The sequence below is a fragment of the Lutibacter oricola genome, from assembly GCF_900106565.1.
In the GTDB taxonomy this organism is placed as follows: Bacteria; Bacteroidota; Bacteroidia; order Flavobacteriales; family Flavobacteriaceae; genus Lutibacter; species Lutibacter oricola.
In genome coordinates, this window is sequence record NZ_FNNJ01000001.1 from 1061645 (window position 1) to 1084711 (window position 23067).

Genomic DNA, 23067 nt, shown 5'->3' on the forward strand with positions numbered 1-23067 from the left:
AGGACTTGTAGCGTATAGCCCGACTTTGAGAGTAACGAAAAGGAACACCCAAATTGTAATTGATTCATTTAATAAGTGTATTTTTGCATTTCAAAAAAATAAAAAGAATGAGTTTATCGAGAGAGTTAGAAAAACGAAGTAATGGTATGTGTGAATTGTGTGGTTCAGACGAGAATTTAAAGGCTTATGCTGTTGAGCCATCTAAAGAAAGTATTGCTGTTTGTGCTGTATGTAATTCTCAAATAGAAGATGCCGAAACTATGGATGCTAACCACTGGCGTTGTTTAAACGATAGTATGTGGAGCGAAGTTACTGCTGTACAGGTAGTGGCTTGGAGAATGTTAACGCGTTTGCGTGCTGAAGGTTGGCCACAAGATTTGTTGGATATGATGTATTTAGATGAAGAAAACTTAGAATGGGCTAAAGCTACTGGTGAAGGAGAGGTTGAAGAGGATAAAGTTATACATAGAGATGTAAATGGTGTTATTTTAGAGGCAGGAGATTCTGTAGTTTTAATAAAAGATTTAAAAGTAAAAGGTTCTAGTATGGTAGCTAAACAAGGTACTGCTGTTAGACGAATTTCTTTAGATAGAGATAACGAAAAGTATATTGAAGGTAAAGTTGGACCAACTCAAATTGTAATTATAACAGATTACGTTAAAAAGATTTAAGTAATAAAGTTACAAAGATAATGGCCTGTAAATTTCTTATTTACAGGCTTTTTTGTTATATTTAATACAATTAATTCCCATGTAGGTTGATTAAAGTTTTTAAAATTAGCTTTAAAAATGTATTCCCCAGCCCCAATAATAAAAAGTGAAATTGATATTTAAAATATATTAGTACTAACCTAAACTTTTATTATTATGAGAAAAATTATTGTTGTTCTGTTTGTTGCATTATTTAATTTAGTATGTATTAATGCGCAAGAATTTACTACTCACGAATATAGGTATGTTGCTCCTAAAGATATGGATGACTACATTAATAGAGAGGTTGTTTATTGGAGTAAATTTGCTGAAAGTGAAATGAAAAAGGGAAATTTAACTTATTGGGCAGTGTTAAAAAGAGTAGGTGGAGAAAATCAACTAAACGAACCAAATATTTTAAGAATAAATACTTTTGTAGATATTGATAAAGAAGTAGACTGGAAAAGTATAACTAAACTTTTTCCAAAAATGAAGTTTAAGGATATGGATGCTCGAGAAATAAGCTCTACTACGGATAAAATTTTTCTACGCGATTTAGGAAACCATATTCAAGGGGTAGATGTTGTTCCTGAAAGAGATTTTAAATATATGCGTATTAATTATCATAATATGAAAAATACTTGGTGGCATTTAAATTTTGAAGCAGAAAAAGTGAAGCCATTTTTTAAAAAAGCAATGGATGAAGGCAAAACGAATGTTAAAGGATGGGGAAATTCTTTAATATTAACTCCAAAATCTGAAGAGTTTAAGTATAAAACTTTTTCTTATGATATATTTTCTACATTGAAAGATGCATTAGGTCCAAATGATTTTCCGGATATGGATTTTCCTGAAGATTTTTATGCAGATTGGAAAGAGAATTATGTTGGTGAACGTAATGTGCGGATTTATAAAGTAATTAAATTTATTGATGTTAATAAAGCTGTAAAGAAAAAAAATTAAGATTTTAAAAAAGCCAGTAATTTAAATTACTGGCTTTTTTGTTTTAACTAGATTTTTTAAATAGAATTATTATTTATTCATTTCTACAAAGTACTTGTAAAATAAAGGAATAGTTTCAATACCTTTTAAATAATTGAAAATTCCAAAATGTTCGTTTGGCGAGTGAATAGCATCGCTATCTAAACCAAAGCCCATTAATATTGTTTTGCTTTTTAATTCTTTTTCAAATAAAGCTACAATTGGAATACTTCCTCCAGAACGTTGTGGAATTGCAGGAATTCCAAAAGTTTCGGTATAAGCTTTGTTTGCAGCTTTATAACCTACATTATCTATTGGTGTAACGTAACCTTGACCACCGTGATGAGGTGTTACTTTAACTTTTACTGCTTTTGGAGCAATACTTTCGAAATGTTTTGTGAACAGTTCTGTAATGTTTTCCCAATCTTGGTTTGGTACTAAACGCATAGATATTTTTGCATATGCCTTACTTGCAATAACTGTTTTTGCACCTTCACCAGTATAACCACCCCAAATACCATTTACATCTAGAGTTGGACGTATTGAGTTACGCTCGTTAGTTGTGTAACCTTTTTCTCCATATTCTTCTTCAATATCTAACGCATTTTTGTATGCTTCTAAAGAAAATGGAGCTTTTGCCATTTCAGCTCTTTCTTCTAATGATAACTCTTCAACACCATTATAAAAACCAGGAATAGTAATATGGTTGTTTTCATCGTGTAATGAAGCAATCATTTTAGTTAATACATTTATTGGGTTTGCAACTGCACCACCATATAAACCAGAATGTAAATCTCTATTTGGTCCTGTTACTTCTACTTCTACATAACTTAAACCACGTAAACCTGTAGTTATAGATGGTTGTGTGTTAGAAATCATTCCCGTATCAGAAATTAAAATAACATCGTTCGATAGTTTTTCTTGGTTGCGCTCTACAAACCAAGCTAGGCTAGATGAACCAATTTCTTCTTCACCTTCAATCATAAATTTAACATTACAAGGTAATTCTCCTTGTGTTGTCATATATTCTAATGCTTTTACGTGCATATACATTTGACCTTTATCATCACAAGCTCCACGTGCAAATATGGCACCATCAGGATGTTTATCAGTAGTTTTTATAACAGGTTCAAACGGAGGAGAAGTCCAAAGTTCAATTGGATCAGCTGGTTGAACATCGTAATGTCCGTATACTAAAACAGTTGGTAACTTAGAATCAATAATTTTTTCTCCATAAACAATTGGGTAGCCAGGTGTTTCACAAATTTCTACTTTATCGCAGCCTGCTTTAGAAAGTGAGTCTTTTATAGCTTCAGCAGTATTCAATACATCTTGGCTATATGCACTGTCTGCACTTATTGATGGAATCTTTAATAATTCTATCAATTCATTAATAAATCTATCTTTATGTTGATTAACGTATGCTTTAATATTTTCCATTAATTTTTCGGATTTGTTTTATCCAAAAATACACTTTTTTATTTGGTTTTAGAATTGCAAAATATTTTTTTGAAATGTACTTTGCAATATTAAACTATTGTGTATATTTGCATCCACAATAATTAAGCGGGCGTGGTGGAATTGGTAGACACGCTAGACTTAGGATCTAGTGCCGCAAGGTGTGAGAGTTCGAGTCTCTCCGCCCGCACAAAAAAAGCTTCTCATTTGAGAAGCTTTTTTTATGTTTTAATTTTAATAGAAGAAATTTTATTACCTAAAACTCCAACTGGTATAACTTTTAGATTTTTCTAATTTGTTTTCAAGAGAATCTTCTAATTCTGGGAAAAAATCGATACCTGTTAATTTTTCAATTTCATCTATTGAAGTTACAAATTTATAGAGTGCTTTGTTAGATTCTTTATGTGGCATTAAAAAAGCAATTGCTTTAATTTCAGGTTCTTGGTAGTCTAATATTATTTTGTAAAACATATTTGGTACTGTAACTTTTTCGCTGCCTATTGTTTTAGAACTATTTGTTAAAACACCGCCTGTAACTATGTAAAGTTTTTTGTATTTGGTTGCCCAGTAACGTGCTTTTTGCTCTAGTCTATTCCAAATACCAGCGTTAAATTGATGGTTTTGAGGTGTAATATTACTTGTTAAAAAAGTTTCATCGTGTGCAAATTTTGAAAATCTACGATCACCTGCAGGGCATAAATGACCTTTGTCGTAACCTGAATTTTTATAGTTTTTATAATGGGCACTTTGCGATAGTACTTTTAAATCTTTTTCGAAATATGGGCGTTTAAAATTACTTTTTGAAATATGATCTGCAGTTAAATTATAAGCAACCCATTCTGCTTGTTCGTGTTTTTCGCTATAAGAAAGTGAGTAAAAGTTATGTTTTACAATTTGACCTGTTGTTGAGGTAGGTAAAAAATCATTTTCTTTACCAGCGGTTTTACTAGTTGCTATATGTTGAAAATCTTCAACAGAAAAGTTATCGTACAAATAAAAACCGATAGTAAATATTAGTGTTAAAACAACATATATGGTTTTTCTATTTCGCACTTTTTAAGGGTATTTCTTTAAAGTTTTCAGTTTTTGGTAAATCTGCAAATATTTTTACAAACTCAACTGGTGGTGTTGTTAATTTTCTTTTATACAAATCTATCCAAGCACCATATACTTTTATTTCAGCGGCTAAAACACCATCTTTATTAAAAATTTGATGGTTAAATCTCCAGCGTTCTATTCCTTTAGAAACACCTTCTAATTCCATTTGCACATTAATATTTTCGCCGATATGAATTTCTTTTAAAAAAGAAGTTTCTTCTTTAAATAAAATTGGACCAATATTTAGTTTTGCAAATTCATTTATAGATAAACCGTGTTCTTGAAAAAAACGGACTCTTACTTCTGCAGCATAATCATTATAAGCAGTATGACGCATGTGACGGTTTGGATCAAAATCTGACCATTTGGTATTAAAGTTTACTTCAAATTTCATTTGTTAATTTTTTTTTGAATGGCTAAAATAGATTAAATGTTTTTAATTTTTTCTAAAAATTCTTTTCGTCTAGATCTAGCAATAGGTATAGAATCGTTATTGGCCATAACAATATAGCCTTCGTTTAAAAAGTTGGCAATATAATTTAAATTAATAAAATGTGATTTATGTACAGACATAAAGCTTGATAATTTATTTAATTTAGAAAATTTACCAATGCTGTAAGAACTTAGTATTGTTGAGTTTTGTAAAATAATTTTTGTGTAACCGTCTATTCCTTCAAAGCGTATAATATCTTCAATTTTTATAAAGCTTAACCCTTTTTGTGTAGGTATAGAAATTGTTGATTTTGAGCTAGAAACTAGGTTATTTAAAAGTTGTTCGTTTTTTTCTAAGGCATTTTTTTTCTCTATATTTTTAAGAGCGTTGTTAACAGCATTTATTAATTCATTATTATCAATTGGTTTTACAATATAGCCAATTGCACAATGCTTTATTGCTTCAATAGCATATTGATTATATGCTGTAACAAAAACAATTTCAAAATTTGGATTTTTTATTTTAGACAATACATCGAAACCACTTAATACTGGCATTTCGATATCTGTAAACAAAATATCTGGATGGTTTGCATTTATTTGTATAAGAGCCTCTTGCGGATTTTGAAAAGTATGAGTTATTTGTATGTTTGGAAAATACTTTTTAACCTTTAAGGCTAAACTTTCCAATGCATTTTTTTCATCGTCAATTAGTATGGCGTTTATTTTTTTACTCATTGTTTTTAAAAGTTAATTGAACTAAGGTTCCATTTTCGTTGTCAAGCTCTTTAATTTCGTAGGTTATAAGCCATTCTTTTGATTGGTTTAATAAAGCTATTCTAGTTTTAATAATTTCTGTAGATTTTGAAATGTGTGTTCGTATAGAGTTCTCTTTAATTTCTTTTGCTTTTTTGAGCCCTACACCATTGTCCAAAATTTGAACAGTAAAATCATTTAAATCAGTTTTGAAGAAATTTATTTTAATAATACCTTTTCCTTCATTATGAAATAAACCGTGGTTTACAGCATTTTCTACTATAGGCTGCAAGAGCATTGAGGGTATTTTAAGTTTATTTATTTTTAATTGGTTATCTATATTAAATTGATAGTTGAAATCTTTTCCAAAGCGCATTTTTTCAATTTCTAAATAGTTTTCTAATAAAGAAATTTCTTGTTGAAGCGTAATAAACTTATCTCTAGAAAAATCGAAAAACTTTCTTATAAGCCTCGAAAATTGCACCAAGTATTTTTCAGATAGTTCAATTTCATTTTTATTAATGTAATATTGAATGGAGTTTAAAGAATTAAAAACAAAGTGAGGATTCATTTGCGAGCGTAATGCGTGTAATTCAAATTCAGCGAGTTGTTTTTGCGTATTAAGTTTAGCCGTTTTCTTAGCTAATTCTCTAGTTCTTATTTTCATTAAAATGTAAACAAGTAAAAGAATTGAAGAAGTTGTAAAAAATAATTTAAACAGTACTGTTTGGTACCAAAGCGGAGTTATTTTAAAGCTAAAATTTTTATTAATGCCATTTGAAACCAGGCTTAAAGTATAATTATTTGGAGGTAAATCTGTAAAGTTTAAAGTTTTTGAAGTAGTAGTAATCCATTTATGTTGGCCAGGTAATAATTTATATTTATAGCTAATATCTTTAGAGCTTTCATCATAATTTATACTAGAAACGGTAATAGAAACATTGTTATCGTTTTCGTATTCAATTGTAGAATTATTACTTGTTATATTGGTGTTGTTATATAAAGCTTTATCTATATAAATATTTAGAAATTGCGAAATACTCTCTTGGTTTTTAGGTATAACCACAATACCATTATGTGTACTAGCAAAAATTTTATTGTTATGTATTATTATATCATTTATGTTATTAGATGGTAAACCATGGCTAATGGTTAATTTTTTTATAAACTTATAATTGTTTTCATTTTTAGTGTATTTTAAAATTCCTTCGTTAGTAGCTAACCAAATAGAATTGTTTTCTATATAAGCATCTTCAACAGTTAAAAAATTGGTATACGGTAGCTGTTTAATTGTTTTTAAGTTAGTAATGTAGCTTCCAAAGCCATCAGTATTTAAAAGTAAAATGCTATCTGAAATTTTGTCAATAGTTAAAATGGGTTTTTTTATTTTTTTGTTTGAAATTAATAAAGGTGTAATATTTCCTTTATTAAACTCTTTTAAACCATTATTTGTGGCAATTATTAACTTGTTTTTAAACGTAATTAATTGGTTGCATCCAGACTGCTTGTACTCCTTTTCAATGGTTATGTTTTTTGGATTTATTTTGTTTAATCCAAATGAAAACAGGCTGTAAATACTATTTTCAAAAGAAACAAATTGAAAACCATAGGGGTTAGTTCCAGGAAGAACATTTTTAAAGTTTTGAGTATTTAGTTTTCCTTTTTTTAATGTGGTAAATTTATATTTTGAAGGAAAAATAACTGTATTAAACTCTTTAATTTCAGCAGCTTTAAAAGGGTATTCTTTTACATTTAAAAAAGAATCAAAAGTTTTGGTTTTATTATTGTATTTAAAAAAACCTTTATTAAAAACAGTTGTATACAAACTGTTGTTTATTAGACTAAATTTTCCAGTTTTGTTATTAGTTAAATTATAAGTTAAGTTTCGTTTTACATAAGGAAGTTTATAAATACCGTTAGAGAACGTTGCCAACCATATAGTATTGGTTTTATCAATTAGCGCAAAATGAGATTTAATTTCTTTTGGGAAAAAGAAAGGGTTTTTCATTCTAAAATTTTTATCTAAAACAGCAACCACGCCAGTTCCAGAAACTTGCAGCTCATGATTAATAATAGTAATTCTAGCGTGTACAACTTCCTCTAACCCAATTTCATCTTTAAAACTTATATTGGTGAATTTTAGTGTGTTTAAATTTAAAATGTTGTATTTTTTTGAAGATATCCAAGTAAACAAGCTATCATTAATTTGTTTTCTTCGAGTAATCATTTCATACCGTTCTGGAAGTTGAATTGTTTTTATTACTTTATCCTTTTTGTTTACAATTCTAATTTCATTTGCACTTAGGTTTGTAAGTATAGATTTAACCTTTTTGTGTATAACAAATGATTCTCCATGAGATTTAATTGAACTAGATTTTATTTTTTGCCATTTGTTATTTTTTAATTTGTACGATTCTCTTGGGCCAGTTGGATATATACTGTCTCCAACTTGGTTAGAGTAAATAGGGTTCATTATTTCGCCTTCAATTGCATTAGGAAACTTATAAACACTATCGTTTTTTATATAACCAAGCTCTGACGATTTTGAAAAATACCACATTTTAGAATCCGAAGAAATCATAGCCTCCCAAACATCGTTGTTAGGCAAACCTTGTTTTGTAGTAAAAACTTTAAAATTATTACCATTGTATTTAACCATTCCTTTGTCTGTTAAAAACCAAACAAAGCCATTATGATCTTGCCTTATGGTGTATATATGATTACTAGGTAATCCGTTTTTGGTAGTGTAATTTGTGTATTGTTGAGCAAAACAAAAACTCCACATAAATAATGTGAAAACAATAATTATATAGCGTTTTTTTTTATTCAATTTTAGTATAGTTGAAAAACTAAATTAAACAATTTATTTATTTATAAGTTTATTTTTTGAAATGTTTAGTATAATAATCTTGTGCTTTAGAAAATTTAAAGGTAAAAAACGAGTCTCTACCTTCATAATGTATAACTTTAACATTGTCTACACCATCATTCAAAAATATTATTTTAAAAATATCTTTTTCGCTTAGTTTTCTATCGTTAGTTAAATAATACTTAACAATGGCTGTTTTTTCAGCATCAGAAAGTGCTTTGTTCTCTACCTTAGTTTTAGTACTGTTTATTTTTTTTTCTTTTGAAGTATTTTTGCAACTAACAATAAATAGTAGTGCTAAAACTACAAGTATTTTAGGTAAATTTCTCATAGTATTTTTAAAGTTTATATTTAGTGAAATAAATCTATAACCACACAATATTCAGCCTCTAAACCGCTAGCAGTAATATCGAATCTTAACTCTTCGCCAACAGCAGTTCCAGCTCTTTGGCAAGTTACATTTACATTGTATATAGTTCCGTTAACACTTAATTGCCCAGTTCCAGTTCCATTTAAATTTAAAACTTGTGTAACAAACCAAAAATTTCCTGGATCGGTAGTTTTATATATTTCTACTTCAGGACCATTGCTAGAGGTATTAAAATAATCTGTAGTTAAATCAGATTCAGGAATTAATGTTTGAGTGGTGTTTGTATTATCGTAAAAAGTGAAACCAGCATAATTGCAATCATCTAAATTAGGAGTAGTTGGGTTGTCATTATCGCAACTAGAAAAACTAATTGTTAATATTAAAAGAGCTATTTTAAATAGTGTTTTCATAATTTTATTTTTTATTTTATTCGTTTTAAACTTAAACAAACTTAAATTAGATTCATTTCTAAAAATAGTATCATTCGATAAAGTGTACCCTTGATTTGATTAACTGAAAAAGCAGCTATTTAATATAAACAACTGCCTTTGTGTAAATAAAAATGCGGGGGATACTAGTCTTTTTCTCAGTCAAATATTAAATCAATTTTCCTCTCAAAATTCATTTACAATTAATTCATATAATTACTTGTTAAACAAATGTATGTATCTGTTTTAGAAATTAAAATGGGCAACCTATAAACTGTCGATTTGGTTAGATAAAGTGAAGAAGAGTTTAGCTTTTAACATCCAAAGCATCTCGTAAAGCGTTACCTATAAGCATAAAAGCCATTACTAAACTCATAATAGCTAAGCCAGGAATAATAGCCAAGTAGGCTTTACCTAAAATAATATAGCTATAATGATCTTTAATCATTGCACCCCAGGATGGAGTAGGTGGTTGTGCTCCAATACCTAAAAAGCTAAGTCCGCTTTCTATTAAAATTGCACCTGCAAAATTTGCTGCAGAAATTACAATTACAGGAGCCATAATATTGGGTAGAATATGTTTAAAAATTATTCTAAAATTCGAAAAGCCTAATGCTTTAGCGGCTTCAACATATTGCATTTGTTTACTACTCATAATTTGACCTCTAACAACACGAGCAACTTCTACCCACATAGTTAAACCAACCGCAATAAAAACTTGCCAAAAACCTTTGCCTAAAGCTAATGTTATTGCAATTACTAATAAAAGTGTAGGAATAGACCAAGTTATGTTTATTAACCACATTATAAAAGTATCAACTTTACCTCCAAAATACCCTGCAACAGCACCAACTGAAATTCCTATAACTAAGGATATAAATACAGCAATAAACCCAATAAAAAAAGAAATACGAGTACCAATTAACATTCTACTTAATAAATCACGCCCATATTTGTCTGTACCTAAATAAAAAGTTTTAGATGTTATAAATGTTGAAATATCTGCGTTTTTATAGGTTGAAGTATCTATAGTTTTTGAAATAGCAGTTTTAATATTTTCTGAATATAATGTATACGTTAATTCGTTATTTGAAATTGAATAGTTAGAAATTGGAATTTCTGCTGCTGCGTTTTTATTGCCGTAAAAAAGTTTGTTAAAAAAAGTTTGATCTATTTTTTTTTCTGAAGGCAGTGTTAGCATTTGAACATTAAAACCAGGTTTTTTAGAGTGTATTTCTAAATGCATTTGGTTTGCATTGCTACTATTATCAGGGGCTAATAAATAAGCAAATATAGCAACAAGGCCACAAACAATAATGTACCAAAAACTTAGCACTCCAGTAGTGTTTTTTTTAAACTTCTGAAGTGCTAAATCCGTTAATGAGTTGTTTGTATTTTTCAAATGCTTGTAATTTCAAGCGTAAATTTACAATTTTAGTATTAGTTTTTAACTAATATATGCGAAGGCTTAATTTTTAAATCAGCTAAAACGTTTAAAGCTTCAGAAAGGTATATGTCCTTTTTTAAATTTTTATGCCAAGTCTCACGTTTTTTAGCCAAATCTTCATCGTTTTTAGTAAGTTCTAACTCGTATATTGGAGACTTGTATGTAAGTTTTGTTGTAAAATCTTTTAAGTCTTTAAATTTACTTGCAGCATCTTCGTGTGCTTTTAAATCTTTTTTATAAGCTTCGTAGTTTAAATAAATAATAGAATCGTCTTGAGATTTTTTTAACCACTTTGCATTTTCATCAATTAATTTAAAATATTTATTCGATGAAATTCTTTTTCTGCTATTGTCTACAACTTTATCAAAGTTCGAATAATTATCCCAACGAGTATAAGTAGCTTCAGGAACTCTATCAAATTTTAGAGGATTCTCTAAATCACGCTCACCAATTTCCATATAACTATATCTACTAGGTAACATAATATCGCTTTTTACACCCTCAAGTTGTGTTGAGCCACCATTAACTCTATAAAACTTTTGAATGGTCATTTTTAAAGCTCCAATATCTTCTTTTATGTTGGTGTATTTATTTAAATCTAAAACGCTTTGTACGGTACCTTTACCATAGGTTTGTTTACCACCAATAATTATAGCTCTACCATAGTCTTGCATTGCGGCTGCAAAAATTTCAGAAGCAGAAGCAGACAATTCGTTTACCATAACAACTAAGGGTCCATCCCATTGTACGCTAGAATCTTTGTCTTTTTGTACTGCTGCTGGCTGACCTCTATATTTTACTTGTACTACAGGTCCTTTTTCAATAAACAAACCTGAAATTTCGATGGCCGTTTTTAAAGAACCACCACCGTTATTTCTTAAGTCTATAACTAAACCTTCAATATTTTCTTTTTTTAGTCGCTCAATTTCTAGAGCCATATCTGTTGTTGAATTTCTATAATTTTTTTCGTCAAAATCTATATAGAATTTAGGTAAATTAATTACACCAAAAGTTTTACCTTCTTTTTTTACAACAGTAGATTTTACAAAAGTTTCTTCAAGCTCTACAACATCTCTAATAATTGAAATTGTTTTCATACTACCATCAATTTTTTTAACGGTTAGTTTAACTTCTGTACCTTTTTTACCTTTTATATATTCAATAGCATCATCTAAACGCATACCAACAATATCTACAGGTTCTTCATCACCTTGTGCAACTTTTACAATTAAATCTTCAACTTCTAACTCTCCTTGTTTCCAAGCTGGACCTCCAGAAATTAACTCGCTTACTTTTGTGTAATCGTTTTTTTTCATTAAACGAGCTCCAATACCTTCAAGCTTACCAGCCATAGAAATATCAAAACGCTTTTTAACCATTGGGTCAAAGTATGTTGTATGCGGGTCAAAATCTTCAGAAATACAATTTATATATGTAGAAAACCAGTCTGAATAAGTCAGCTCGTCCATTCTTTCATAAAAATCGTTCATATTAGATAAAGTAGCTTCTCTAGCTTCAATTTCAAGTTCTTTAAACGATTTTACTTTGTATGTTTTGTCTTCTTTTTTCTTGTCTTGTTCTGCTATAACTTTATCGTGTAGTCTAGATAAGGTGCTAAATTTTAATTGTTTTAACCAATTTTGAATTAATTGTGCTTGTGTTTTAGCAAAATCTTTATTTTCATAATCAACATCTAATGTTTCTTTTTTGTTGAAGTTAAATTCGTTTTCTAAAATCTCTTCATAATATATTTGTCCTTCTTTAAAACGCTGGTCAAAACGATTGTAAACTAAATAGAAGAAAGTTAAATCTTCATTTTTAATTTGATCATCAATTAATGTTTTATACTTAGAAAACTCTTCAATATCACTTTCTAAAAAGTAACGTTTAGAAGGGTCTAATCTATCAATAAAATTAGTATAAACTCTTTTAGAAAAATCATCGTCAATTTCTTGTGGTTTATAATGACCTTGAGTTAAAACATATTTTAAAATTGTAAGTAATACTTTATCTTTTGGATTGTTGTTTGCATTGATTGGAACAGCTATTAAAAAACTAAAAGCTACTACAATCGGTAAAATAAATTTGAATTTTCTATTCATCATCTGTCAATACTGTTTTTTATATGTTTTATAACTACTAAAACAATGCCATTATTTTAGTGAGTGACTAATTTAACTTTTTTTTATAAATAACCTTGTGGAGATACTAAAATAACTACAAAAAGGGCTACTATTTTGTTTAGTATTTACAATATTACTTATAATGTGGTAAAATGAATCTTTATAAAATGTTAAAGTTTATTAAGTTGAAACAGGATAATTTATAGTAATTTTGTTGTTTCAAAATAGATTATTATGAGTAAAAGACCCTTAATTTTAGTGTCTAATGACGATGGAATTACAGCTCCTGGAATTAGAACATTAATTAGCGTTATGAACGAAATTGGTGATGTTGTAGTTGTGGCTCCAGATGGTCCGCAAAGCGGTATGGGTCATGCTGTAACTATTGATAATATTTTACATTGTAGTAAAATTAAGGTGGATGATGGCCCGCAAGTAGAATATAAAACTTCTGGTACACCTGCAGATTGTATTAAAATTGCTGTAAGTGAAATTATGAAACGTAAACCAGATTTATGTGTTTCGGGTATAAATCACGGTTCAAACTCATCTATTAACGTAATTTATTCTGGTACAATGAGTGCTGCTGTTGAGGCAGGAGTAGAAGGTATTCCTGCTATTGGATTTTCATTATTAGATTATTCTTGGGATGCTAATTTTGAACCTTTAAAAGCGCATATTAAAAAAATAACCCTAAATGTTATAGAAAATGGTTTGCCAGAAGGTGTTGTGTTAAACGTTAATTTTCCAAAAGCAGAAACATTTAAAGGTGTAAAAGTGTGCAGACAAGCTCGCGCAAATTGGGTAGAAGAATTTGATAAAAGAAAAAATCCACAAGGAAAAACATATTACTGGTTAACAGGTAAATTTACCAATATGGATAATGGAGAAGATACAGATGAGTGGGCGCTTGCAAATAATTATATTTCTATGGTTCCTGTTCAATTCGATTTAACTGCGCATCATTTTATTCAAAAATTAAACTCTTGGAATTTAGATTAAAATGATTTCAAAAGGAAAAATATATAAAGAAATAGGAATAGGTATTATAGCAGCAGCTATTGCAACACTAATTGGTTGTTTTCTTTTTGTTGAGTTTTATTCTAAGTACAGTTTCGAAAAAAGTTTAGCATTAATTATTGAAGGTAATTTAGAAAGTAAGGTATTGGTATTGGGTGCTATTGCTAATTTTTTTGTGTTCTTTGTGTTTTTAAAAAAGAATCAGATTTATAGAGCAAGAGGTGTTTTAATAGCGTCTTTTATTATAGCTATATTGGTAGCGGTTTTAACATTGTTTTTCTAGAAGTAGAAAAAAAGAGAGTGTAAAAAAACTAAAAACTGAAGATTAAATTATTGGTAAAAGTTTATTAAATAACTAAATTTTTAAACATTTAACGTTTCAACAAATAATAATGAAATATTATATAATTGCAGGCGAAGCATCTGGAGATTTACACGGATCTAACCTTATAAAACAACTTAAAATACAGGATAAAAATGCTGATATAAGATGTTGGGGTGGAGATTTAATGGAAACTGCCGGCGGAACACTTGTAAAGCATTATAAAGAGCGAGCTTTTATGGGGTTTGCAGAAGTTATTAAAAACCTATCTACCATTTTAGGGTTTATAAAATTCTGTAAAAAAGATATTTTAGAATTTAATCCAGATAAGTTAATTTTTATTGATAATTCTGGATTTAATTTACGAATAGCTAAATGGGCTAAAGCTGAAAATTTTAATACTATTTATTACATTTCTCCGCAAGTTTGGGCAAGTAGATCGGGTAGAGTTAAAGCTATAAAACGAGATATTGATGAAATGTATGTAATATTACCTTTTGTAAAAGATTTTTATAAAAAGTTTAATTATGAAGTGAATTTTGTTGGACATCCGTTATTAGATGCTATTTCTAATAGAGTTCAAATTAGTGAAAATGATTTTAGAACGAAACATAATTTATCTAATAAACCAATAATTGCTTTATTGCCAGGAAGTAGAAAACAAGAAATTACCAAGTTGCTTTCTGTAATGTTAAAAATGCCTGCAAAATTTAATAACTTCCAGTTTGTTATTGCTGGTGCGCCTAGTCAAGATTACGAGTTTTACAAGCAATTTATTACAAGTGAAAATGTGCAGTTTGTTAGTAATAAAACATACGATTTATTGTCTATTTCTTACGCAGCAATTGTAACTTCTGGTACAGCTACATTAGAAACAGCCTTGTTTAAAGTTCCAGAAATTGTTTGCTATAAAACTAGTTGGTTAAGCTATCAAATTGGTAAACGATTGATAAACTTAAAGTTTATTTCTTTGGTGAATTTAATTATGGATAAAGAGGTTGTTAAAGAATTAATTCAAGACGATTTAACAGAAGAATCTTTAACTGTTGAACTTCAAAAAATAATTGAAGGAAAAGATCGTGATCAAATGTTTTTAGATTACTTCGATTTAGAAAAAAAATTAGGAGGCAAAGGAGCCTCTAAAAAAACTGTTGAGCTTATACTAAAAAACGCTAAAATTTAATAAAAGTATCAAGTAAAAAAGGTTAAATTAAAACTAAATATTTTTTTGTAGTTTTATAACGCTATGATTAAGATGTTTAAGTTTGTACCTGTACAACTTACAATCTTTTTAATTTTTGGAATATTGATAACTTCATTAGGTGTTATTGATATTTCTATAAAAGTTATTTTGATTGTTTTAGCTGTGCTTTTATTGGGTTTAGGAATTGTATTTTTAATTTCAAAAACAAGCTATAAAACATCCTATTTATTTACAATTTTAACATTTGTACTTTCCTTTACTATTGGAATTTCTTCAGTAGAATTTAAAAATCATTTTAATAAAGCAAATCATTATACAAATTTTAATGTTGAAGATAATACTTTGGTAAACAGTGTAGTTTCAATTAAAAAAGTATTAAAATCATCGAGTTATTATAATAAATATATAGCAGAAGTTAAAGCGGTTAGATCTCATAAAGTTTCTGGAAATTTGCTGTTGAGTATTCAAAAAGACAGTTTAAGTTTATTAGAAATTAATGATGTTATTTATTTTAAGCAGCCATTTACAACTATTGCTAAAGCCGATAATCCAAACAGGTTTAGTTATAAAAAGTATTTAAATAATAAGCAAGTTTTTCATCAAGTTACTATTTATAAAAATGAATATAAAAAGTTGAACTTTAGAAATAAAACTATAGTTGGTTATGCAGAAAGGTTTAGAAAACGAATCAATAATTCATTAATAAAAGATGGTTTTAAAAATAATGAGTTAGCCGTAATAAATGCATTGTTGTTAGGTCAGCGACAAACCGTTACTTCTAATTTGTTAGATAGTTATTCTAGGGCTGGCGCAATTCATATTTTGGCAGTATCTGGTTTGCATATTGGAATTATTTTATTGATTTTTAATTTTTTATTTAAACCTATTGCTTATTTCAAAAATGGAAAAATAATTGCTTCTGTATTAATTATTTGTTGTTTATGGTTATATGCAATTATAGCAGGATTATCACCTTCAGTAGTTAGGGCGGTTACAATGTTTAGTGCGGTAACAATTGGAATGTATTTAAATAAACCTTCTAATATTTACAATACGCTCTTTATCTCAATATTTTTCTTGGTGTTATTTAATCCTAATTATTTGTTTGAAGTTGGATTTCAGTTAAGTTATTTAGCAGTTTTTTCAATTGTTTGGTTGCAGCCAAAAATTAGCAGTGTTTGGAAACCTAAGTATAAATTTGTAAACTATTTTTGGCAGTTATTTACTGTTTCGTTGGCAGCTCAAATTGGTGTTGCTCCTTTAAGTATATTTTATTTTCATCAGTTTCCAGGTTTGTTTTTTATTTCAAATTTGGTAATAATACCAGTATTAGGAGCTGTTTTAATTTTAGGTTTTATTGTAATAGTATTGTCATTAATTAATTTTCTTCCTGAATTTTTGGCTAAAACTTATATGTATATATTGCAAAAGCTCAATTTATTTGTTGAATTTATTTCGAATCAGGAAGTGTTTATTGTTGAAAAAATTGCAATTTCATTAATTCTAATGCTTTCAATTTATTTGGTTGTTTTACTGTTTTTTAAATGGGTAGAAAAAAAATTGTTTTACAGAATGGTGTTATTTCTTGTTAGTATTGTTTTGCTGATTTCGGTATTGTTTTTTGAAAAGTATACAGTAATAAATACAAGTGAGTTTATTGTGTTTAACCAATCTAAAGGAAGTTTAAAACTTAAAAGAGTTGGAAAACAGATAAGCGTATTTAAATCTGATACTATTAATTCGAATAACTATAATTTAGACAACTATTTGTTAAAACGTAATTTGAACCGCCCTAAAATTTCAAATTATTTTAATAAGAATTTACATGGTTATAATGAAGATGTTATTTTAGTAATTGATACTTTAGGTTTGTATCAATTTCAAACTATAAAACCAACAATTATTGTTTTGCAAAATTCACCAAAAATAAATTTAGAAAGAGTGATTGCTTTTTATAAACCAAGACTAATTATTGCTGATGGTTCAAATTATAAAAGCTATGCAGAAAAGTGGGAGCAGAGCTGTATAAAAACAAAAACTCCTTTTTACAATACTATGCAAAAAGGAGCTTTTATATTAAAGGAAAATTTAATTATTCCTTAAACTCGTATGTAAAATCTGTTTGATATTTTTCCCAATCACCTTTTTCAGTAATATTTTTATAATCATCAGATTTAAATAACTTTAAATATAGTTCCAATTGTTTTGGTGTTTTATAACCTGGTAAAGGAGCTATTAAATTAGCTTCTTCATCTAAAAACACTAAAGTAGGGTATGCTCTAATACTAAAATATTGAGATAACTGATGAGAACTATTTCTACCATTTCCTTTGCTAGCATCATAGTTAGGGTTGGTAAAAGTATTTCCTTTAAAATTAATTGATTCATTACCTTCAGCATTAAATTTTACTGCGTAATAATTTTCATTTATAAAACTTGCAACATCTTTATTGTTAAATGTGTTTTTGTCGAGCATTTTACAAGGTCCACACCACAATGTGTAGGCATCTATAAATATTTTTTTAGGATTTGTTTTCTGAGCTTCAACAGCTTCTTCTAAACTCATCCAATTAATTTTTTGAGCTGAAATTGTAAAACTGAAAAGCGTTATTGATAAAATTAGTAGTTTTTTCAATGTATTAATTTTTTATTATTAGTATTAATTTCCTTAACGTTTGACGCAAATGGTGTGCCAAAATTACAAATGAAAATTTATTAGCGTGTAACTTATTTTACACCGTGCATTAGTTTTTTAAGTACAGGGTTTAATAAAATAGCAATTACACCAATAATTAATGGTACAAATGTAAAAATTAAAAAGAACGTTGCAATGTCATACTTTTCAGTAATAACATCAATCATTGCACCCATTTTTCCTGATGTTTTATTACCTATTGCTAATGCTAAGTACCAAACTCCAAACATAAAAGCAATCATACGTGCAGGTACAAGTTTACTAACATACGATAAACCTACTGGTGAAACACAAAGCTCACCCAAAGTATGGAATAAATAAGCTAGTACAAGCCAAAGAATACTTACAGAGGCCGTTGTAGCACCACGTGGAATTCCAGTTGCACCAAAAGCTAAAAATGCAAATCCAACACCTAAAAAGAATAAACCAATGGCGTATTTATAAGCTGGTGCTGGGTTATATTTACTTTCCCACCATTTAGAAAATAGAGGAGCAAATGCAATAATAAATAATGAGTTTAATATTAAAAACCAAGTTGCCGGAATTTCAATCTCATTTTCTTTTTTACGAACAATTTTTGCATTAATACTAGTATTTATATTTGCTGCCTGATCTTCAGTTAAATATTTAAACTTAACACCTTTTTTATCTATATCAATAATAGATAATTTATCATTAGCTGCAAATTCATTAGCAGTTCTTATTACGGTAGTTTGTGTACCTAAAACTGCATTTTCAGACACTGCTGTTTCCGAAGTAATAATTTGCGGTTTTGCATCTTTATCTACAGATGTTTTATAAGTGTTGTAAGTTATTTCGTATGAATATGTGTTGAAGTTGTTATAAATTTTCCAACCAACAATTCCCCAAATAAGTATAAAACTAAATCCTAATATTAAATTTGAAATTAAATACTTTTTAAATGTTTGTTTAAATAACAAGAAAAGAACCCAAGTAATTAAAGCAATAGGTACAACAGTTATAATAACATCAACTATGTTAAAAATAAAGGCAGCATTACCAGATAGTATTCTGTTGGTATAATCTTTTGCAAAAATACTCATAGACCCACCAGCTTGTTCAAATGAAGCCCAGAAAAAGATAATGAAAAAAGCAATTACAACAACTGCAATCATTTTATCTCTTGTAATTTTGCTATACCTAGCAATACGAGTAGCAATTAAAACTAAAAATAAAATTAGTGTTATTATAATTGTTTGACCTGAATAGTCTGTTCCTCCAAATTCTAAAAAGTTAACATCTCCAATTTTAGATAAAGGATCATTAATAACCCAAGTTAATCCAAAAGTTGCAACAATTACAATTAAAATTTTATCAATTAAAGTAAACGGATTTAATTTGTCTTCTATTTCTGTATGATCATCAGCTTCAATTTTTTTGTTTACTACGTTTGGTTTATTTCCAGCTTCACCAAAAATACCTTGCGCCAATGTAAATTGAAGTAATCCCAACAACATAAAAATACCAGCCAATCCAAATCCCCAGCTCCATCCTAAAATTTCACCTAAATAACCGCAAAGCATAATACCAAGAAAGGCACCAGCGTTTACGCCCATATAAAAAATGGTGTAAGCACCATCTTTTTTCTCAGGAAAATCTTTGTATAAAATTGAAATAAATGAACTCATATTAGGTTTAAAAAAACCTGTACCAATTACTAATAAAAGCAAACCTAAGTATAAAAATAACGGATTAGACTCTATAGCCATACTTGCATGACCTAAAGTCATAATAAGTGCACCTATAATAATTGCTTTTCTGTTTCCTAAATATTTGTCGGCTAAAGTTCCTCCAATAATTGGAGTTAAGTAAAGTAGCGCAAGGTAGGTTCCGTACAATGCTAATGCATTTTCACGAGGCCAATCCCAGCCACCTATACCTAAAGAACTAACTAAAAATAATACCAATAAAGCACGCATTCCATAAAATGAAAAACGCTCCCACATTTCAGTAAAAAATAGTACAAATAATCCTGAAGGATGTCCTAGTACTTGAGTTTCAAAAAATTCGTTGTTTTTTGATGAGTTCATATATAATATTTTAAATTATGCTTCGGCAGCAGCTTTTTCTTTTGGTTTAATTACCATTTTATCATAAATTGATAATGCTAAAATTGTTACAATTCCTATACCAACAATAACATACCATATTTTATTTGGTTGATAATTGTCCCAAATTAATTGCGTCATTTCATTTTCATTCATACCTAGTTTTTCTGAAGCCAAAGCAAAGTAGTCATTCTTACTAAATTCTTTTGTAACCTCAGGCATTTTAATACCTCTAGTTGTCATTTCAGCCTGTAATAAACTTAATTTATCAGACCAAGCTTGGTATAAATTTCCTGAAATAAATGTGGTTAAAAAGTTTCCTAAAAATATAGGTAAAAAGTATGTACCCATATATAGAGCTTCTTTTCCTTTAGGTGATATTAAAGCAATAAAAGAAGAGAAAGTTGGATTTGTCATCATTTCTCCGATAGCAAAAATCATAATACCTAAAATTGTATATAAACCATTACCTGTGTAGAACGTGATTCCAATACCAATTGCAGCAATTATAAAACCAGTTATCATTGCACTTACATGGCGCATTCTTAATACAAAGTAAGATACGATTAATTGAAATAATATAATAGATCCTGCATCAAGATTAATTAACATTTCAGGATTTACAGAATCACCACCACCACTCATTGCACTTGCAATCCAAGGAGATACATTTGCTATAGAATCATGTAATGCTTTAGTGTTTACCCAATCTTCAATAAATGTTGGTAATGTATAAAATAGTTGGTTGAACATTGTCCAAAAACCAACCATAATAATAAGTAGTACAGAAAGACGACTATCTTTAACAGCTTCAATAATGTTTTTAAATGAACTAATTATAGCTTCACCCATTGATTCTGTAGATTTAACTCTGTCTTTTTCTTTGTAGAAGAATATTAGTATTACAAGGTTAATAGCAATTACGATAGCTGCTTGAAGGAATACAATTTTCCAACCAAATTGAGTTCTTAGTGTCGATGAAAATGCAGGGCCAACAAAACCTCCAATATTAACCATCATATAGAAAATACCAAATCCAAGTGTTGAGTTTGATTCATCGGTATTTTTTGTAATAATTGCTGAAGCAACTGGTTTGAACATTGCAGCACCAACTGCAACCCATAAGAAAACTAAAAATACAGAAGAATAGCTTGTGACTTCGCCCATTACATAGTAACCTGAAATTAAAAGTAGATAAGCAATTATAAGCGATAATTTATAACCTATTTTATCGGCAATTACACCAGTTATCATAGGTAGTAAGTAAAGAATTGCGGTTACAATACCCATAATTTGACCTTTTTCGGTGTGTGTAAATCCTAGTCCACCATTATCTGTTGATCCTGTTAAGTATAAAGCTAAAACGGCAAATAAACCATACCAAGCCCAGCGTTCAAATAATTCCATTATACTTGCAACCCAAAACCCTTTGTTATAGGATTTCATAACTCCGAAAAATGATTTTTTTTCTGTACTCATTATTATATTTTTTAATTTGAAATTATATGTAAAAAGCTCATACAATTATTTGTATGAGCTTTTTACATATTTATATTATTTTTTGATGTTCATTTATAATACTGAAATTATTCTACTCCGTGCATTAATTTCTTTAATGGTTTATTAAGTAAAATAATTAGTAATGCTATTCCTAATAAAACAAAACCAATTGTAGAGAAAGTAGTTATGTACTTATCTAAACCTTCTGCAGCTGTCATTTTTTCACCGCTATCACTATGCCCTCCGGTTAAAGCAGCAATTTGTCCACCAACATAGTTGGCAATAGCAAAACTTAAAAACCAAGCTCCCATTGCTGTACCAGCCATACTTTTTGGAGATAATTTTGTTACCATTGAAAGCCCAATTGGTGATAAGAATAATTCTCCTGTTGTATGTAATAAGTATAAAAACACTAAAGTTAATAAAGGTACTTGATATGCTTCATTTACAAATTGTAAACCTACTTGAGTAATTAAGAAACCTAACGCTAATTGAATAATACCAAAAGCAAATTTTAGAGGAATACTAGGATTTTTTCCAATTTTAGAAAGCTTAACCCACATTACTGAAAATATAGATCCAAATACAATAATGAAAAATGGATTGAAGAACTGTGTCATTGAAGCTGGCATTTCCCAACCAAAAATACTTCTATCAACGTTTCTATCTGCAAATAATGTTAACGATGTTCCAGCTTGCTCAAAACAGGCCCAGAATGTTATGTTTATAACCATAAAAATGATTAATGCAATCATCCTATCTTTCCAAACTTTTACACTTTCTTTTGTATCTGCATCAATTCCTGCTTTTACTAAAGAGTATGCTATAAATACAAATAAACCTAAAAGAATATAGTCTAACCAACTATTTTGTTGAATTAAAAAGTAACATAATGGAATTAATACTAAAGAAAGAATACCAACCATATGCGCTTTATTTAAAGGTCCAGCTACTTTTTGTTTTCCTTCTTCTGTAAATCCTAAACCTTCAGCAGCAGCGTAATTATTTCTTCCTACCCAAAAAATAATTAAACCTAATAGCATACCAAAACCAGCTAAACCAAATCCGTATTTAAAGCCATAAGTTTCACCAACATAAGCAATAACAGTAGTTGCTAATAAAGCACCAATGTTAATACCAATATAAAATATTGTAAAACCAGAGTCTCTTCGTGGATCGTTGTCTTCATAAAGTTTTCCAACTATTGTAGAAATATTAGCTTTAAAGTAACCATTACCAACAATTAATGCTCCCATTCCAATCATTAAAAAGTGTTCAGAACCTCCAAGAATTAAAAATTCACCAATTGCCATTAAAATAGCACCAAGCAAAACGGCATTTCTATAACCTAAAAATTTATCGGCCATTTTACCACCTAAAATAGGTGCTGCATAAACTAAAGCAGTGTATGCTCCGTATATTAAGGCAGCGTCGGCATCGCCCTTCATTAATGATTTCACTAAATAAAGTGTTAATAGAACACGCATCCCATAGTAACAAACTCTTTCCCACATTTCAGAAAAGAATAAGGTCATCAAACCATTTGGATGTCCTTGTTTTACTTGCATTTCAGTCATAATTTGAATTTATATATTTAAATAAATAG

General features: G+C 28.8%; 19 protein-coding genes and 1 tRNA gene. 7 read left to right on the top strand and 13 right to left on the bottom strand.

The annotated features are described in order from the left end of the window. Positions 1 to 107: 107 nt before the first annotated feature. Positions 108 to 671, top strand: coding sequence for a PhnA domain-containing protein (locus tag BLU40_RS04360; RefSeq protein ID WP_090120091.1), 564 nt, complete (start codon positions 108 to 110; stop codon positions 669 to 671). A 195-nt stretch (positions 672 to 866) separates the two neighbouring features. Next, positions 867 to 1652, top strand: coding sequence for a hypothetical protein (locus BLU40_RS04365; RefSeq protein ID WP_090120094.1), 786 nt, complete (start codon positions 867 to 869; stop codon positions 1650 to 1652). A 69-nt stretch (positions 1653 to 1721) separates the two neighbouring features. Here BLU40_RS04365 and BLU40_RS04370 read toward each other — a convergent pair whose 3' ends face one another. Next, entirely contained in the window at positions 1722 to 3110 is a 1389-nt protein-coding gene (locus tag BLU40_RS04370) for a dipeptidase (protein WP_090120096.1), read from the bottom strand. A 126-nt stretch (positions 3111 to 3236) separates the two neighbouring features. On the opposite strand from BLU40_RS04370, the gene BLU40_RS04375 reads away from it, so the two are divergent. Further along, positions 3237 to 3318, top strand: a tRNA-Leu gene (locus BLU40_RS04375). Between the two features lie 62 nt (positions 3319 to 3380). Here the strand turns inward: BLU40_RS04375 and BLU40_RS04380 are convergent. The 8 genes from BLU40_RS04380 to BLU40_RS04415 all read right to left on the bottom strand — a co-directional run bounded on the left by BLU40_RS04380 (position 3381) and on the right by BLU40_RS04415 (position 12630). Then, a complete protein-coding gene (locus tag BLU40_RS04380; RefSeq protein ID WP_090120098.1) occupies positions 3381 to 4181 on the bottom strand; it encodes a DNA/RNA non-specific endonuclease in 801 nt (266 codons plus the stop codon). Next, the gene (locus BLU40_RS04385; protein WP_090120101.1) at positions 4171 to 4620 is read right to left on the bottom strand and encodes an acyl-CoA thioesterase; all 450 of its coding nucleotides are present in this window, start codon (positions 4618 to 4620) and stop codon (positions 4171 to 4173) included. Before BLU40_RS04385 ends, BLU40_RS04380 begins: the two co-directional genes overlap by 11 nt. Before the next feature lie 32 nt (positions 4621 to 4652). After that, positions 4653 to 5396: a LytR/AlgR family response regulator transcription factor gene (locus BLU40_RS04390; RefSeq protein ID WP_090120104.1), complete on the bottom strand. Its 744-nt coding sequence runs from the start codon at positions 5394 to 5396 to the stop codon at positions 4653 to 4655. Continuing rightward, positions 5389 to 8244: a sensor histidine kinase gene (locus BLU40_RS04395; RefSeq protein WP_139170915.1), complete on the bottom strand. Its 2856-nt coding sequence runs from the start codon at positions 8242 to 8244 to the stop codon at positions 5389 to 5391. The genes BLU40_RS04390 and BLU40_RS04395 overlap by 8 nt, the downstream gene beginning before the upstream one ends. A 49-nt stretch (positions 8245 to 8293) precedes the next feature. Beyond that, entirely contained in the window at positions 8294 to 8614 is a 321-nt protein-coding gene (locus BLU40_RS04400; RefSeq protein WP_090120109.1) for a hypothetical protein, read from the bottom strand. A gap of 20 nt (positions 8615 to 8634) precedes the next feature. Continuing rightward, positions 8635 to 9063, bottom strand: coding sequence for a hypothetical protein (locus tag BLU40_RS04405; RefSeq protein ID WP_090120111.1), 429 nt, complete (start codon positions 9061 to 9063; stop codon positions 8635 to 8637). Positions 9064 to 9388: 325 nt separating this feature from the next. After that, positions 9389 to 10483, bottom strand: coding sequence for an ABC transporter permease (locus BLU40_RS04410; protein ID WP_090120113.1), 1095 nt, complete (start codon positions 10481 to 10483; stop codon positions 9389 to 9391). 38 nt (positions 10484 to 10521) lie between these two features. Further along, the gene (locus tag BLU40_RS04415; protein WP_090120384.1) at positions 10522 to 12630 is read right to left on the bottom strand and encodes a carboxy terminal-processing peptidase; all 2109 of its coding nucleotides are present in this window, start codon (positions 12628 to 12630) and stop codon (positions 10522 to 10524) included. A gap of 255 nt (positions 12631 to 12885) precedes the next feature. Here BLU40_RS04415 and surE point away from each other — a divergent pair, with 255 nt between their 5' ends. The 4 genes from surE to BLU40_RS04435 all read left to right on the top strand — a co-directional run bounded on the left by surE (position 12886) and on the right by BLU40_RS04435 (position 17300). Next, on the top strand, positions 12886 to 13653 hold the full coding sequence (gene surE / locus BLU40_RS04420; RefSeq protein WP_090120116.1) for a 5'/3'-nucleotidase SurE: 768 nt from the start codon (positions 12886 to 12888) through the stop codon (positions 13651 to 13653). Position 13654: 1 nt separating this feature from the next. Continuing rightward, complete coding sequence (locus BLU40_RS04425) at positions 13655 to 13954, top strand: hypothetical protein (protein ID WP_090120118.1); 300 nt, start codon at positions 13655 to 13657, stop codon at positions 13952 to 13954. 109 nt (positions 13955 to 14063) lie between these two features. Next, positions 14064 to 15176 carry a lipid-A-disaccharide synthase gene (gene lpxB / locus BLU40_RS04430; RefSeq protein ID WP_090120120.1) on the top strand — a complete coding sequence of 371 codons (1113 nt, stop codon included), beginning with the start codon at positions 14064 to 14066 and terminating at the stop codon, positions 15174 to 15176. A gap of 63 nt (positions 15177 to 15239) precedes the next feature. Continuing rightward, positions 15240 to 17300 (top strand): ComEC/Rec2 family competence protein, encoded by a 2061-nt coding sequence (locus tag BLU40_RS04435; protein WP_090120122.1) that lies wholly within the window; start codon positions 15240 to 15242, stop codon positions 17298 to 17300. Here BLU40_RS04435 and BLU40_RS04440 read toward each other — a convergent pair. The 4 genes from BLU40_RS04440 to BLU40_RS04455 all read right to left on the bottom strand — a co-directional run bounded on the left by BLU40_RS04440 (position 17290) and on the right by BLU40_RS04455 (position 23038). After that, on the bottom strand, positions 17290 to 17832 hold the full coding sequence (locus BLU40_RS04440; protein ID WP_090120124.1) for a thioredoxin family protein: 543 nt from the start codon (positions 17830 to 17832) through the stop codon (positions 17290 to 17292). The two genes, BLU40_RS04435 and BLU40_RS04440, sit on opposite strands and share 11 nt — an antisense overlap. A 92-nt stretch (positions 17833 to 17924) precedes the next feature. Continuing rightward, on the bottom strand, positions 17925 to 19943 hold the full coding sequence (locus BLU40_RS04445; RefSeq protein ID WP_090120127.1) for a peptide MFS transporter: 2019 nt from the start codon (positions 19941 to 19943) through the stop codon (positions 17925 to 17927). Positions 19944 to 19958: 15 nt separating this feature from the next. Beyond that, positions 19959 to 21440 carry an MFS transporter gene (locus BLU40_RS04450; RefSeq protein WP_090120129.1) on the bottom strand — a complete coding sequence of 494 codons (1482 nt, stop codon included), beginning with the start codon at positions 21438 to 21440 and terminating at the stop codon, positions 19959 to 19961. A 107-nt stretch (positions 21441 to 21547) separates the two neighbouring features. Then, a complete protein-coding gene (locus BLU40_RS04455; RefSeq protein ID WP_245729893.1) occupies positions 21548 to 23038 on the bottom strand; it encodes a peptide MFS transporter in 1491 nt (496 codons plus the stop codon). Positions 23039 to 23067 lie beyond the last annotated feature (29 nt).

What these genes read in the sequence shown, in the direction of transcription:
- BLU40_RS04385 (WP_090120101.1), bottom strand. Translation starts at nt 4,620, where the DNA reads ATGAAATTTGAAGTAAACTTTAATACCAAATGGTCAGATTTTGATCCA.
- BLU40_RS04425 (WP_090120118.1), top strand. Translation starts at nt 13,655, where the DNA reads ATGATTTCAAAAGGAAAAATATATAAAGAAATAGGAATAGGTATTATA.
- BLU40_RS04370 (WP_090120096.1), bottom strand. Translation starts at nt 3,110, where the DNA reads ATGGAAAATATTAAAGCATACGTTAATCAACATAAAGATAGATTTATT.
- BLU40_RS04405 (WP_090120111.1), bottom strand. Translation starts at nt 9,063, where the DNA reads ATGAAAACACTATTTAAAATAGCTCTTTTAATATTAACAATTAGTTTT.
- lpxB (WP_090120120.1), top strand. Translation starts at nt 14,064, where the DNA reads ATGAAATATTATATAATTGCAGGCGAAGCATCTGGAGATTTACACGGA.
- BLU40_RS04455 (WP_245729893.1), bottom strand. Translation starts at nt 23,038, where the DNA reads ATGACTGAAATGCAAGTAAAACAAGGACATCCAAATGGTTTGATGACC.
- BLU40_RS04450 (WP_090120129.1), bottom strand. Translation starts at nt 21,440, where the DNA reads ATGAGTACAGAAAAAAAATCATTTTTCGGAGTTATGAAATCCTATAAC.
- BLU40_RS04365 (WP_090120094.1), top strand. Translation starts at nt 867, where the DNA reads ATGAGAAAAATTATTGTTGTTCTGTTTGTTGCATTATTTAATTTAGTA.
- BLU40_RS04435 (WP_090120122.1), top strand. Translation starts at nt 15,240, where the DNA reads ATGATTAAGATGTTTAAGTTTGTACCTGTACAACTTACAATCTTTTTA.
- BLU40_RS04400 (WP_090120109.1), bottom strand. Translation starts at nt 8,614, where the DNA reads ATGAGAAATTTACCTAAAATACTTGTAGTTTTAGCACTACTATTTATT.
- BLU40_RS04445 (WP_090120127.1), bottom strand. Translation starts at nt 19,943, where the DNA reads ATGAACTCATCAAAAAACAACGAATTTTTTGAAACTCAAGTACTAGGA.
- surE (WP_090120116.1), top strand. Translation starts at nt 12,886, where the DNA reads ATGAGTAAAAGACCCTTAATTTTAGTGTCTAATGACGATGGAATTACA.
- BLU40_RS04360 (WP_090120091.1), top strand. Translation starts at nt 108, where the DNA reads ATGAGTTTATCGAGAGAGTTAGAAAAACGAAGTAATGGTATGTGTGAA.
- BLU40_RS04415 (WP_090120384.1), bottom strand. Translation starts at nt 12,630, where the DNA reads ATGAATAGAAAATTCAAATTTATTTTACCGATTGTAGTAGCTTTTAGT.
- BLU40_RS04390 (WP_090120104.1), bottom strand. Translation starts at nt 5,396, where the DNA reads ATGAGTAAAAAAATAAACGCCATACTAATTGACGATGAAAAAAATGCA.